The following is a 12797-nucleotide window of genomic DNA, read 5'->3' on the forward strand; positions in this document are numbered from 1 at the left end:
CAGTGCCGTGTCAGAGCGGCAGATCGCCGGCTTCTTTGCCGAGGTACTTCTTCGACAGGGCGTCGAGCGTGCCGTCTTTCTTGGCGGCCGCGATGATCTCGTTGACCTTGGCCTTCAGCGCGTCCTCGCCCTTGGCGATGCCGACGAAGCAGGGGCTGTCTTTCAGCAGCAGCTTGTACTCGGCGCCGAGCTGCGGGTTCTTCTGCATCATGTTGCCGGCCACCGCAGCGCTGGTGGCGATGGTTTGCGTCTGGCCCGCGACGAAGGCCGCGATGGTCGCGTTGTTGTCCTCGAAGCGCTTGTAGTCGACGTTGGCCGGCGCCACCTTGGCGAGCTCCTGGTCTTCCATGGCGCCGCGCGTCACGGCCACCGACTTGCCGCCCATGTCGGCGAAGCTCTTGATGCTCAGGCTCTTGGCGGCGTACACGGCCTGGAAGAAGGGCGCGTAGGCGGCGCTGAAGTCGATCACCTTTTCGCGCTCGGCGTTCTTGCCCAGCGTGGAAATCACGAGGTCGGCCTTCTTGGTCTGCAGATAGGGAATGCGGTTGGCGCTGGTGACCGGCACCAGCTCGACCTTGACGCCCAGCTTGGCGGCGATCAGCTTGGCCATCTCCACATCCAGGCCCTGCGGCGCCATGTCGGGGCCGACGAAGCCGTAGGGCGGGTAGTCGGTGGGAACCGCGACCTTGAGGGTCTTGGACTTGAGCACGTTGTCGAGCGCGCTCTGGGCCTGGGCGGCACCGGAGGCGAGCAGCGCGGCCGATGCCAGGGCCAGCGCGAATTGGCGTTTGGAAAATTTCATAACAGGGCTCCTAGGTAGGTCGATGAATCGGGATCACGCAAAAGCTGTGCCTTGGTCTTGTCGTCGGCAGGCGCGTGGCGCAGCGGTGCGAGCGCGTCGCGCAACTGGGCCAGCGGGTCGGTGGGGTGCTGCACGCGCAGCGCGGACTGCACCGTGCCGATGTGCTCGGTCATCAGCGCCTCGGCGCCAGCGGTGTCGCCGCGCTCCAGCGCCGCGACGATGCGCACGTGGTCCTCGCAGGACTGCGCCGCGTCGTGCGAGGACTGGTAGAGCATCGCGATCAAGGTGGTGCGCGCGGTGAAGTCGCGCAGCGTGTCGGCCAGAAGCGAATTGCCCAGACACTCGGCCAGGCAGACGTGGAAGTCGCCCAGCAGGTAGCTGCGGTTGCCGATGTCGCTGTCCTTGAGGGCGGCCTTCTCGCGCTTCAGATGTGCCTTGAGCGCGCGCAGGGCCTCCTTGTCGATCGGGCCGGCGCTGCGGATCAGGCCCGACTCGATCACGCGGCGCGCCTCGAAGGCTTCGCGCGCCTCGGCCTGCGAGGGCTCGATCACGAACCAGCCGCGGCGTGCGCTCACGGTCACGATGCCGCGCGCCGCCAGCCGCGTGAGCGCCTCCCGCACGATGGTGCGGCTGCAATCGAACAGCATCGCGAGTTGCTGCTCGCCCAGGCGCGAGCCGGGGGCGAGCTTCTGCGCCATCACCGCTTCAACGATGCGCGCACTGATCTCGGGAGCGGAAATGGCCATGGCTTGCATATCAGCAGTTTTCATGCCAACTGGTATGCAAGATCTGTGCACCAAATCGGGTGCTTGGCCCCCGGTTTGGTCAGGCTGGCCGTCGGAAACGGCCGTTTTGGGTGCATCGCTCCGGCAGAATGCGGTCGATGTCGTGGAGTCCAGAGTGAACAGGCCTTTTCGTGTGCGAGTGCTGTTGACCGGGGCGGTGCTCGCGCTTGGGCTGTTCTTGACCTTTGCCGCGGCGCGTTTGCAACAGCAGAACATCGACGCAGCCACCAGGGCAAAGTTTGAGCGCCAGGTGGAACTCGTTGAAGCAGAAATCGAGCGGCGGTTCCGGCAGCCGGTGCATGGACTCAATGGAGCGCGCGGGATCTTTGCCGTCAATCCGGCAGTCAGCAGAAACGCTTTTCGCGCCTACGTGAACTCCCGCAACCTGCAGGAGGAGTTTCCTGGTGTCCGTGGATTCGGCTTTGCTCAGCGTGTGAGCCGGGACGACTTGCCCGATTTCGTCGCCGCCGAGCGACGCGACGAAGCTCCCCATTTCACCGTGCGGACCGTCGGCAATGCGCCCGATCTGTACGTGATCAAATTCCTTGAACCCGTCGCGATCAGCCAACCGGCTCTGGGGTACGACATCGGGTCCGAAAGCACGCGCAGACAAGCGATCGAGCGTGCCGTGTCGACAGGGAGCCCCACGCTCAGCGGTCGCATCTTCCTGCAATCCGAAAGACAGCGCCCTGGCTTCCTCTACATGACGCCGGTGTATCGAAGCGGGAAGGATCCTGGCGTCATGCAACAGCGTCAGGCCGAATTGCTCGGGTTGCTGTTTTCCCCCATCGTGGCCGAAGACCTGCTCGCTGGCAGCGCGGGCGGCTCGGATCGGCAGATCGACTTTTCGTTGTACGACGGAGCTGCGGAGCCTGGCAATCTTCTCTTCGCCAGCAAATCTCTTGCTGGCACTCCCGGGGGGAGCACCCTGCACGCCGACGAAAGCACTTCGCGCAAGGCCGTGCAAGAAATGACTGCGCGGCTGCCGATCGGTGGCAGGCAGCTGACCCTTCGCGTGAACACCACGCCCGCCTTCGAGCACGACCTGGATCGCTGGATTCCGACGTCATTGCGCGTGGGCGGCGTGCTCGTGAGCCTTTTGTTGGCGCTCACCATGTGGTTGCTTGCCACAGGACGCGCACGTGCCTACGCACTGGCACAAGCTATGACGACCGATCTGGAGCGACTGGCGGCTGTCGTGCGGCACACCTCCAATTTGGTGGTGATCACCGATCGGGATTGCAAGATCCAGTGGGTCAATGACGCGTTCGCGAGCTTCTATGGCTATACGTTCGAAGATGCGCGCGGTCAAACACCGCTTCAGCTTCTGGGCAGCGGCAGGACCGATCCCGAGACTTACGCCGTCATGAATCGCGCTGCCGAGGCGCAGACGAGCTGTCGCGTCGAAGTCGTCAATCGATCGAAGGACGGGACGCACCACGCCATCGAACTGGAGGTGCAGCCCCGCCACGACGCCCAGGGTCGCTTGACGGGATTCATGGAAATCGGCCTTGACGTCACCACCCGAAAACACGCTGAAGAGCAGCTGCGCCGCAATCACGCGATGCTGAAAAGCATCATGGAGAACCTGCCTTGTGGCCTGAGTGTGTTTGACGGCCAACTGCATCTCGCCGCCAGCAATCAGCAGTTTCGCGAGCTGCTCGATCTGCCGGACGAACTCTTTTCAGGGCGATCGGTTCGCTTCGAGGACGTGGTTCGCAACAACGCCGCGCGCGGCGAGTACGGCCCCGGACCCGTCGAGGACATCGTGGCTGGAATGCTCGAACGTGCGCAGTATCCGACGCGCATGGTGTTCGAGCGAGAGCGGCACGACGGCAGACCGCTCGAAGTGCGCAGTGCACCGATGCCTGGAGGCGGGTTCGTCACGACCTACATGGACATCTCGGAGCGAAAGAAGATCGAGCGGATGCAGCATGAGTTCATCTCGACCGTCTCGCATGAACTGCGTACGCCGCTGACGGCGATCTACGGTTCGCTCAGCCTGCTGGGTTCGGAAACGGCGGGTCCGCTGCCGCCCGATGTCCAAGAGCTTGTCGCCGTCGCACACAAGAGCTGTGAGCGATTGATGCGCCTGATCAGTGATGTCCTCGATGTCGAGCGTATCCAGGCGGGGCTTATGCACTACGCGAAATCAAGGCAAGCGCTGGCGCCGCTCGTCGACCAGGCCGTTGGGGCCATGCGGGCCTATGCCGATCAGTTCCACGTATCGCTCGAATTTGAAAGCCGTCTCGACAATCTGTACGTCGAAGTGGACCCGGACCGCATCGTTCAAGTCCTGGTGAACCTCATTTCCAACGCGGTCAAGTTCTCCAAGCCCAACCATCCGGTATCCGTTCGGATGTCCATGGTCGACGGGCAAATCCGTGTCTGCGTGTCGGATCAGGGTATCGGGATCCCGGCGGAGTTCCGCCCGCGAATCTTCGATCGATTTGCTCAAGCCGACGGGTCGGACCGTCGAGCACAAGGGGGAACCGGTCTTGGCCTGAACATCTGCAAGAGCATCGTCGAGGCCCACGGCGGGCGTATCGACTACATCAGCACCGTGGGTGTCGGCACGGAGTTCTTCTTCGACCTGCCTGGGGTTTCCGGCCCCTGAGCGGCCGGTCTCATTGATCCTTCCAGTGGGCCTTGCGCTTCATCGTTCCCCAGCGGGCCTTGTGCCGCACGGCCCATCGAACCAGCCCAATGAATCTCCAGGTCGTGTTGAGCTGACGATAGCCGAAGTTTTCCAGAAGAGCGACCAGGCCCAGCAGCGCCACTTGCCGAAGCTTCGGGTACAGATGGAAAGACATCTCCTCGAGCAAGAGGCCTGATGCTGAAAGCAGGACGCCCAATCCCAGCGCCAGGAACATGAATGCGCCGAACGCGGCCCAAGAAACCAGCCCCTGCAGGGCTGCAAAAAGCAGGAGGACGCAGCCGGCGACTTCGATCAAAGGTCCTAGCCATTCAAACAGGACCATGAATGGAAAAGCAAGCCATCCGGGTGCCCCGCCGCGCGAGCTGAACATCAGGCCCCAGTTGCTGGTGAGGCTTTCGCAGAGGCCATGCTGCCATCGGATGCGTTGGTTTCGCAAGGTGGCCAAGTCTTCCGGGGCCTCGGTCCAGCAAACGGGCTCCGGGACGAATTCCATCCGGTAGGGCTGGCCGCGCTGGCGCAGGATGCGGTGCATGCGCACCACAAGTTCCATGTCTTCGCCGATGGTCCGCGTTCGGTAGCCACCCACTTCAACCACGGTGTTCGTGCGAAACAGCCCGAATGCGCCGGAGATGATCAGCATGGCGTTCAACTGTGACCACCCGAGCCGTCCGAACAGGAACGCGCGCAGGTATTCGACCACTTGGCAGAGTGCCAGGAAGTTGCGCGGCAACGCGACGCGTGTCAAGACGCCGTCTTGCACTTCGCAACCGTTCAATATCCGCACCGTTCCCCCGCTCGCCACCATCCGGGGATCACGCAGGAATGGTTTGACCACCCGCTGCAGGCTGTCTCGCTCGAGCACGGAGTCGGCATCGACGCCGCAGAACAACGGATAGCGTGCGGCGTTGATGCCTGCGTTGAGCGCATCCGCCTTTCCGCCGTTTTCCTTGTCTACCACGCGCAGGTTGCGAAAGCGCGGGGAACGATAGACCGCACGTATCGGTGCGGTCTGGAGGCGCAGTCGATAACTTTCGGGGAACGGGACGAGCGAAAACTCCTGCACCAGCATTTCCAGGGTCGCATCGCTCGAACCGTCATTGATGACGATCACCTCGAACTCCGAGTAGGTCAGCTGAAGCATGGAGCGCACCGACGCCGCGATGCTGGCCTGCTCGTTGAAGGCCGGCATCAGGATGCTGATGGCCGGCTCCAGTCCGGAGTAGATTTGCGGCAAGTCATCGAGCAGCTTGGCCTGGTTGTCCCGGTGGAGCCTGACGAGGCTCAGGAAATTGAGCGCGAGATAGGAGCCGTTCAGCAGAACGAAGTAGCCAAAGATGAACCACGTCGCGAGTTCAACGATCAGCTGCTGTGTGATAGGAGACCTCGTTCGGCAAAGACATGATCGAGCGCCAGTCGGCCCAACCGATCGTCGCTGAGGCGCTTGAGCCCGTCGAGACTTTCGTGTGCGAGGAACGGCAGGCTCACCAGCGCATGGGCTGCTCGGTAGCGGACCCACCATTCGCTGTCGCCGAGCATCGCAGCGAGTTGTGGAACGTCTGACGGGACGGCCACGTGAGCCAGGGCATGGACAGCCCGCACCCTGACACGCCAGTCGGTGTGCGCCAGATGCGAGAGCACGGCGGGCCGGACAGCGAAGGTATTCGCCAGGCGCAGCGCGGCCGCAATGATGGTGGGCTCTTTCTCCGAGTTGAGCAGGCCCAGCAGCGCAGCGTCGGGCAGTTGGGTGCGCAGCACTTCGAGCAACTGGAGGCCGCGCAGCTTCTGGGCGGACGGCAGCGCGGCGACCCTTGGAACAAGAAGCGACTCGAATGTGACGCGCGCTTCGCCCAGCATCCGCGCCAGCCGGGGAATTTCCCAATCCGGGCGATTCAGCACCGACGGCATGAGGTGGTGTGCTCCGGCGATGGGATCGATTTGAATCATCGCCCTGGCCGCGGTCAGCGATGCAATGGTTTCTTTAGTTTGGACAACGATCTGCAGCGCGGCCCAGGCCCTGCTATCGCGCAGATGGCCCAGCGTCAACATGGCGAGCAGGCGCTCGGTTGGATTCCCGTCCCGGAGCAGGCGGCGGGCCAGCTCATCGCAGCGCAGTTGAAGAGCGATCTCGTTCAAACGGACTGTGGCATCGCCACGCAAGGACTCCTGCATGTAGTTCCACAATTTGAGAAAGGCCATCTGATCTTGCAATCTAAGCGGCGGCAGCAAGTACTGCGCAGGGCCTGATAAGGCACCCAAAAGCGCGGGCTGCCAAATCGCCTTGAACTCCTTCTGCTCCCTCTCTTGCCGCTTCAGTCGTTCGCGCAGAGCAATGATCAGCCCGGCCAGCACCAGGTTAAGACCCAACACGGCAACTCCGGCGATGAGACCGAAGGCCACCAGCGGCTCAAAAGCTGTATTGAACACCGAGTCGAATTCCGCTTCGGGAGTAGAAGGTGCCCTGGCGAATTCGCTCCAGCGAGTACGTCAGGGCCCAGGCTGGATCGAACCAGTGCCGACCGGTCAAAGCCACGGTGCGGACGTCCGCCAATACCACGCGCTGCTCGCCGATCGCAGTCGCCTCCCGACCGGCCGCGAGGATCAGTCCCACGACATTCTTGTCTCCGTAGTAGTAGCTGCCCCGCAACTCGACCCCCTGCGCGTAGGTGCCCAGCGCTTGAGTTGGCCGCCATGCGACGGACCAGCTGAACGACGACACGTAGCGCTCCAGCCGCACGAGGCCCTGGCGGACCGTGGTGTTGTCATACGCGGTGGTCTTGAAGCCCCCGTGCAGCAGCCACGCGGGTGCGAACTCGTACTGGATCGCCGCCCCCAGCTCATGCCTGGGCAAGACGCGATGCGAGGGACTGAAGCTTGCTTCCATCGAGGCGACGAAGCGCGGGTCGAGCGGCACTGTGTAGGCCAGACCGGCCGAGGTGTCGTCAAGGCCGAACCGGTCTGTCCGCCTGACATTCATGGAGAGGAGTTCGCGCGGGCCGTACGCGCGGGCGAGCCGCAGCGACGTTTCCCGCCAGTCCGCGAATCCCTTGCTCAATGATTGGTGCTCGGCCGCGACTTCGATCGAATCCCCGTGATCGACGGGTCCGGCCCAGGCGGCGACGAGTGGCCCGGCAAACAGGATGCCGGCGACCGCACCACGCCTCACGAGGGTGCCTTTGCGTACCGGCGAACGCGCGCCAGCAGTTCGTTGGGAGCGAATGGCTTCTGGACGTAGTCGTTGGCACCTGCATCCAGCGCCCGCACCACGTCCTGCTCTTGCGTCTTGGCACTCAGCATCAAAATGGGGACGGACCGCCAGGTGATGCTGCCGCGGATCAGCCGGATGAGTTCGAAGCCGTCCACGAAGGGCAGCATGACGTCGAGCAAGGCGATGTGCGGCGGCGATTGAGCTTCGATGAACTCCTTGGCCTTGCGGCCGTCCCGCGCCAGGGCAACCTTGTACTGCTCCCGCTCCAGCATGAACTTCAACAGGTACGCAATATTCTCATCGTCCTCAACAACGAGAACCGAGGCCTGCTTCGTAGTCGGAAGGTTCATAAGAGATGGCGGATGTTTGGATCAGCGCTTGCAGTGGACGTCGATCTTCCAGCGATGGAAATTCTCCGCAGATTGTGCGGCCAAATAGCGCCCTCGCGCGCTGTCCGAAGCGCGCGCGAGTCGCGGCTCGCATTGCGAGTCCGCCGACGTGGAACACCGAGTTCCAGGGTAACGTCCAAATGAAAACTAATGCGCTATCTGCGACTCAACACCTAGTCCATCTTTGCACCGGAGGCCTTGACTGCCTTTTCCCAGCGCGGGGTTTCAGCCGCGAGGAACCTTGCGAAGTCCTCGCTATCGAGGAAAGCTGGGTCGGCGCCCTGACTCACCATGCGATCGCGCACCTCGGGGCTGGTTAGCACCTGCTTGAAGGCGTCGCTGAGCTTGGCCACCACGTCCTTCGGCGTGCCGGCCGGCGCAAGAAAACCGTAGAAGCCGACCACCTCGAAGCCCTTGATGCCGCTCTCGATCACGGTCGGGATATCGGGCAGGGCGGGATTGCGCGCGGCGCTGGTGACCGCGAGCGCGCGCACCTTGCCCTGCTTGTGATAGTTGGCTGCCTGCGGGATCGACTCGGCCATGAACTGGACCTGGCCGCCCATGAGGTCGGTGAAGGCCGGCGCGCTGCCGCGGTAGGGGATGTGGACCATGAAGAGGCCGGTGGCGGTCTTGAACATCTCCGGCACCAGGTGGCTGATGCCGCCGTTGCCGGCCGAGCCGTAGTTGATCTGCCCCGGGCGTGCCTTGGCATAGCGCACGAACTCCTGCAGGCTGTTGACCGGCAGCTTGGGCGTGACGAGCAGCGCCAGCGGCTGCATCGCGGTGCGCGCGATCGGCGTGAAGTCCTTCAGCGTGTTGTAGGGCAGCTTGCTGTAGAGCGCCCCGTTGATCACCGCCACGCCCGTGTTCGCCAGCATCAGCGTGTAGCCGTCGGCCGGACTCTTGGCCACCGCGTCGGCGCCCACCGATCCGCCCGCGCCGGGCTTGTAGTCGACCAGCACCGGCTGGCCGAGCACGGCCTGCAGCTTGTCGGTGAGCAGGCGCGCGTGCTGGTCCAGCGGACCTCCGGCCGGAAAGCCGATCACGACCTTGATGGGTTTTTCCGGAAAGGCGGCGGTGGCGTGGGCCGACGCCGCCATCCACAAGGCCGCGATGAGCGTCCTGGTGCTGCTGTTCATGTTCGTCCCCTCGTTGTGGCGGACGATCATAAACAGCGGCCCGCCGCCGCAGGCTTCAGCTGCGCAGCTTCGCCTTCAGGGTGATCTCGGGCACGCTGGCGAGCGCCTTGGAGAGCGGGCAGCCGGCCTTGGCGCCGGCCGCCAGTTCCTGGAACTTGGCGTCGTCGATACCGGGAATGGTGGCTTCGAGCTCGAGCTGGATGCGGTCGATCTTGAAGCCCGCGCCGTCGCGGGCCAGGCGCACCGCGGCCTTGGTGTCGATCGCGTCGGCCGTGAAGCCCGCGCCTTCGAGCGCGAAGGCCAGCGCCATCGTGAGGCAGCCGGCGTGTGCCGCGGCCAGGATCTCTTCGGGGTTGGTGCCGCGCTTGTCGTCCTCGAAGCGGCTGGTATAGCCGTAGGGGTAGTCCTTCAGCGCGCCGGTTTCGGTGCTGATCTGGCCCTTGCCGGCCTTGCCGGCGCCTTCCCAGTGAACGCTTGCGTGCTTGTCTGCTGCCATGTGAGCTCCTTTGGTGGGTGGGGTGGAACGACCTGCCGTTGTACGGCAGAACGCGCCGGGAGTCACCCAGGTGACGCCGTCGGGGCTTCCCCGATGCGAGGCGCGCGCCCGGCATCGTAGGCTCGGCGCTGATTGGAGACTGACCACCGTATGTACCGCCCGCACTACAAGTTCTGGCCAGAGCGCCTGCCTCGTTCGATCACCGTTCCCGCCACCTCGCTGTGGCACAACCTCGCCACTTCCGCGGCGCGCTTTCCGGACAAGGCGGCCATGGTCTTCTTCGGCCGCGAGACCCGCTACCGCGAGCTCGCCGACCAGGTCGAGCGCCTGGCCGGCACGCTGCATGCGCTGGGCGTGAAGCGCGGCGACCGCGTGATCCTCGACATGCAGAACTGCCCGCAGCTGGTGATCGCGCATTTCGCGATCCTCCGCGCCAATGCGGTGGTGGTGCCGGTCAATCCGATGAACCGCGCCGAGGAGCTGAAGCACTACATCACCGATCCGGATGCCAGGGTCGCCATCACCACCGGTGACCTGGCGCCCGAGCTCGCCAAGGCGAGCGACGCGCTCGCGCCCAAGGACCGGCTGGCGCACATGATCGTCACCCAGTTCACTGACGCCTTCGATGCCGACACCGGCGGCGACGAGGCGCCGCCGCCGGTGTGGCGCGACTGGCTGCTGGCGCGCCATCCGCTGCCCGCGCTGGCGGACGGCGCCGTCATGGCGTGGACCGATGCGCTGAACTCCGGGCATGCGCCGCCCGAGCACGTGGTCGGCGCCAACGACATGGCGCTCCTGCCCTACACCAGCGGCACCACGGGCCTGCCCAAGGGCTGCATCCACAACCATTCGAGCCCGATGCACAACGCCTTCGCGGGCCAGCTCTGGGGCCTGGGCTCGTGCGAGGCGGTGGTGCTGGCTGTGGTGCCGATGTTCCACATCACCGGCGTGGTGAGCATGATGCACACCACGATCCTGGTCGGAGGCACGCTGGTCATCATGCCGCGCTGGGACCGCGAGGTGGCGGGGCGCCTGATCTCGCGCCGCAAGGTCACGAGCTGGACCAACATCCCGACCATGGTCATCGACCTGATGGCCAGCCCCAACTTCGCGAACTTCGACCTCAGCAGCCTCACCTACATCGGCGGCGGCGGCGCGGCGATGCCGCAGGCGGTGGCGCAGCGGCTGCTGGAGCAGTACGGGCTGAAGTACCAGGAGGGCTACGGCCTCACCGAGACCGCGGCGCCCTCGCACACCAACCCTTTCGAGAACCCCAAGCAGCAGTGCCTGGGCATCCCCTACCTGAGCACCGATGCGCGCGTGGTCGACCCCGACACCTTGAAGGAGATGCCGATCGGCGAATCGGGCGAGATCATCATCCACGGCCCCGAGGTGTTCAAGGGCTACTGGAAGCGGCCCGACGCCACGGCCGCGGCCTTCGTCGATTTTGAGGGCAAGCGCTTCTTCCGCTCCGGCGACATGGGCCGCATGGACGAGGACGGCTACTTCTTCATGACCGACCGACTCAAGCGGATGATCAACGCCAGTGGCTTCAAGGTCTGGCCGGCCGAGGTCGAACTGCTGATGTTCCGCCACCCGGCGATCCAGGAAGCCTGCGTGATCTCCATGAAGGACGACTACCGCGGCGAGTCGGTCAAGGCCGTGGTGGTGCTGCGCGCCACGCACAAGAACACCACCGAAAAGGACATCATCGACTGGTGCCGCGAGAACATGGCGGTCTACAAGATTCCGCGCGCGGTGCAGTTCGTCGATGCGCTGCCCAAGAGCGGCAGCGGCAAGGTGATGTGGCGGCTGCTACAGGAGGCGCAGAGCAGGGGAACGGGGTCCTAGTCGCGGATTTCGACCTCGGCTTCGATCTCCACCGGAATGTCGAAGGGCAGCTCGGCCATGCCGACTGCGCTGCGTGCGTGCGCGCCGACCTCGCGCCCGTAGAGCTCGAGGATCAGGTCGGAGAAGCCGTTGATCACGGACGGCATGCGGTCGAAGCCCGGTGCCGCGTTGACCATGCCGAACACGCGGACCCAGGCCGTGATGCGGTCCAGGTCGCCGAGCGCGCGCTTCAGGCTGCCGAGCATGCCCAGCGCGGTCAGGCGCGCCGCCTCGTAACCATCTTCGAGCGTGAGCTCGCGCCCGACCTTGCCGAGCGGCTCGGCGAGCGAGCCGTCGGCATGCTGCGGTCCGTGGCCCGAGATCAGCGCCCGCTGTCCGACGATGCGCACCCAGGGAAAGGGCAGCACCGCGCCGGCGGGCATTGCAATCGGCGGCGGGAGAACCAGGCCCAGGGATTTGAGTTTGTTTTCGATGTGCGTCATGGGGTGTCGTGAATGAGCCGTCGTCCGAGGCTGACCACGTCGTCCCGCGTGTACCCGAGCTTGCGGTAGAACGCGATGACCTCGGCATTGGACGAGCGGATCAGCAGGTTGATCTTGGGGCAACCGCGTTCGATGAGCAACTGTTCCGCTTCCTGCATCAGCGCCCGGCCGATCGACAGCCTGCGATGCTGCGGCGATACCGCAAGGTAGTAGACCCAGCCGCGGTGGCCGTCGAAGCCGACCATCGCGGAGCCGAGCAGCGCGTCGTTCTCGGTGGCGACCAGAAAGAGCTCGGGCTGTTCGCCCAGCTTGCGCTGGATGTCGCGGTGCGGATCGTTCCACGGGCGCGTGAGGCCGCATGCGTGCCAGAGTGCGACGACGCTGCCTTCATCGGAGGGCTGGAAAGGGCGAATCTTCATTTATTCGAACGGCGTGGTGATGAAAGTTTGAGGCGCATCACGTGGCGGCGTTTGCCTTCGCGCCCCACCTCGGCGAAGCCTGCCTCCGCGAACACAGGCACGAAGCCCATGAAACGGTAGCTTGGCGAGTCGGCGTCCACGGGATAGGCTTCGATCATCTTCGCGCCATGCGACCGCGCGTGGCGCACCGCGGCGGCGATGAGCTGTCGCGAAATCCCCGTGCCGCGCAGTCTTCGGACGACGAAGAAGCAGGCGATCGACCAGATGCCGTCGTCGGCGCTCTGGTCGCCGACCAGGCGCCGGTAGGTCGAGCGCGGCGCAATGGAACACCACGCCACGGGCTCCTCGCCGGCATAGGCCAGCAGGCCCACCGGTGTGCCCGAGCAGACGCGCTCTTTCATCGCCGCCTTGCGGCTGGCGTCGTCCGCTTCCTTGGCTTCCGCGGACGATGCGCGCCAGGCCATGCACCAGCAATACTTGGGGCTTCCCTTGGCTTCGAACAGGCGCTCGAAGTCCGGCCAGCGCTCGGCGGAGACCTCGTGGAAGGCGAGCGGCTTTTCCACGGGGCTT

The 12797-nt window shown here is 64.6% G+C and carries 13 protein-coding genes; 2 read left to right on the forward strand and 11 right to left on the reverse strand.

The genetic code is table 11. From position 1 onward, the window contains the following. Positions 1-10 precede the first annotated feature (10 nt). Both ACSQ86_RS09395 and ACSQ86_RS09400 read right to left on the reverse strand, forming a co-directional pair. Positions 11-802, reverse strand: coding sequence for a transporter substrate-binding domain-containing protein (locus ACSQ86_RS09395; protein ID WP_436290698.1), 792 nt, complete (start codon positions 800-802; stop codon positions 11-13). Further along, entirely contained in the window at positions 799-1548 is a 750-nt protein-coding gene (locus tag ACSQ86_RS09400; RefSeq protein ID WP_093102671.1) for a GntR family transcriptional regulator, read from the reverse strand. The genes ACSQ86_RS09395 and ACSQ86_RS09400 overlap by 4 nt, the downstream gene beginning before the upstream one ends. Positions 1549-1702: 154 nt before the next feature. Between ACSQ86_RS09400 and ACSQ86_RS09405 the strand changes: the two genes are divergently transcribed. Beyond that, the gene (locus ACSQ86_RS09405; protein ID WP_436308790.1) at positions 1703-4204 is read left to right on the forward strand and encodes a CHASE domain-containing protein; all 2502 of its coding nucleotides are present in this window, start codon (positions 1703-1705) and stop codon (positions 4202-4204) included. Between the two features lie 10 nt (positions 4205-4214). Here ACSQ86_RS09405 and ACSQ86_RS09410 read toward each other — a convergent pair whose 3' ends face one another. The 6 genes from ACSQ86_RS09410 to ACSQ86_RS09435 all read right to left on the reverse strand — a co-directional run bounded on the left by ACSQ86_RS09410 (position 4215) and on the right by ACSQ86_RS09435 (position 9475). Next, complete coding sequence (locus ACSQ86_RS09410; protein ID WP_436308791.1) at positions 4215-5480, reverse strand: glycosyltransferase family 2 protein; 1266 nt, start codon at positions 5478-5480, stop codon at positions 4215-4217. Positions 5481-5605: 125 nt separating this feature from the next. Then, positions 5606-6670 (reverse strand): HEAT repeat domain-containing protein, encoded by a 1065-nt coding sequence (locus tag ACSQ86_RS09415; RefSeq protein ID WP_436303448.1) that lies wholly within the window; start codon positions 6668-6670, stop codon positions 5606-5608. Further along, positions 6651-7409 (reverse strand): YaiO family outer membrane beta-barrel protein, encoded by a 759-nt coding sequence (locus ACSQ86_RS09420; RefSeq protein ID WP_436303449.1) that lies wholly within the window; start codon positions 7407-7409, stop codon positions 6651-6653. The genes ACSQ86_RS09415 and ACSQ86_RS09420 overlap by 20 nt, the downstream gene beginning before the upstream one ends. Beyond that, positions 7406-7801, reverse strand: a complete 396-nt coding sequence (locus ACSQ86_RS09425; RefSeq protein ID WP_436303450.1) for a response regulator transcription factor — start codon at positions 7799-7801, stop codon at positions 7406-7408. The genes ACSQ86_RS09420 and ACSQ86_RS09425 overlap by 4 nt, the downstream gene beginning before the upstream one ends. Before the next feature lie 212 nt (positions 7802-8013). Continuing rightward, positions 8014-8979 (reverse strand): Bug family tripartite tricarboxylate transporter substrate binding protein, encoded by a 966-nt coding sequence (locus tag ACSQ86_RS09430; protein ID WP_436303451.1) that lies wholly within the window; start codon positions 8977-8979, stop codon positions 8014-8016. Positions 8980-9034: 55 nt separating this feature from the next. After that, positions 9035-9475: an OsmC family protein gene (locus tag ACSQ86_RS09435; protein ID WP_436303452.1), complete on the reverse strand. Its 441-nt coding sequence runs from the start codon at positions 9473-9475 to the stop codon at positions 9035-9037. 150 nt (positions 9476-9625) lie between these two features. On the opposite strand from ACSQ86_RS09435, the gene ACSQ86_RS09440 reads away from it, so the two are divergent. Further along, positions 9626-11326: a long-chain fatty acid--CoA ligase gene (locus tag ACSQ86_RS09440; protein ID WP_436308792.1), complete on the forward strand. Its 1701-nt coding sequence runs from the start codon at positions 9626-9628 to the stop codon at positions 11324-11326. Here ACSQ86_RS09440 and ACSQ86_RS09445 read toward each other — a convergent pair. The 3 genes from ACSQ86_RS09445 to ACSQ86_RS09455 are packed head-to-tail and all read right to left on the reverse strand — an operon-like array spanning position 11323 to position 12790. Further along, positions 11323-11808: a RidA family protein gene (locus ACSQ86_RS09445; protein WP_436303454.1), complete on the reverse strand. Its 486-nt coding sequence runs from the start codon at positions 11806-11808 to the stop codon at positions 11323-11325. The genes ACSQ86_RS09440 and ACSQ86_RS09445 overlap by 4 nt on opposite strands. Further along, entirely contained in the window at positions 11805-12227 is a 423-nt protein-coding gene (locus ACSQ86_RS09450) for a GNAT family acetyltransferase (RefSeq protein ID WP_436303455.1), read from the reverse strand. Before ACSQ86_RS09450 ends, ACSQ86_RS09445 begins: the two co-directional genes overlap by 4 nt. Next, entirely contained in the window at positions 12224-12790 is a 567-nt protein-coding gene (locus tag ACSQ86_RS09455) for a GNAT family N-acetyltransferase (protein WP_436308793.1), read from the reverse strand. Before ACSQ86_RS09455 ends, ACSQ86_RS09450 begins: the two co-directional genes overlap by 4 nt. Positions 12791-12797: the final 7 nt, after the last annotated feature.

This window comes from Variovorax sp. LjRoot130, assembly GCF_964253755.1.
Classification (GTDB): domain Bacteria; phylum Pseudomonadota; class Gammaproteobacteria; order Burkholderiales; family Burkholderiaceae_C; genus Variovorax.

Bases quoted from the DNA above. Each gene is read 5' to 3' on its own strand.
- ACSQ86_RS09425 (WP_436303450.1), bottom strand. From the start codon at position 7,801: ATGAACCTTCCGACTACGAAGCAGGCCTCGGTTCTCGTTGTTGAGGAC.
- ACSQ86_RS09430 (WP_436303451.1), bottom strand. From the start codon at position 8,979: ATGAACAGCAGCACCAGGACGCTCATCGCGGCCTTGTGGATGGCGGCG.
- ACSQ86_RS09440 (WP_436308792.1), top strand. From the start codon at position 9,626: ATGTACCGCCCGCACTACAAGTTCTGGCCAGAGCGCCTGCCTCGTTCG.
- ACSQ86_RS09395 (WP_436290698.1), bottom strand. From the start codon at position 802: ATGAAATTTTCCAAACGCCAATTCGCGCTGGCCCTGGCATCGGCCGCG.
- ACSQ86_RS09400 (WP_093102671.1), bottom strand. From the start codon at position 1,548: ATGGCCATTTCCGCTCCCGAGATCAGTGCGCGCATCGTTGAAGCGGTG.
- ACSQ86_RS09445 (WP_436303454.1), bottom strand. From the start codon at position 11,808: ATGACGCACATCGAAAACAAACTCAAATCCCTGGGCCTGGTTCTCCCG.
- ACSQ86_RS09435 (WP_436303452.1), bottom strand. From the start codon at position 9,475: ATGGCAGCAGACAAGCACGCAAGCGTTCACTGGGAAGGCGCCGGCAAG.
- ACSQ86_RS09450 (WP_436303455.1), bottom strand. From the start codon at position 12,227: ATGAAGATTCGCCCTTTCCAGCCCTCCGATGAAGGCAGCGTCGTCGCA.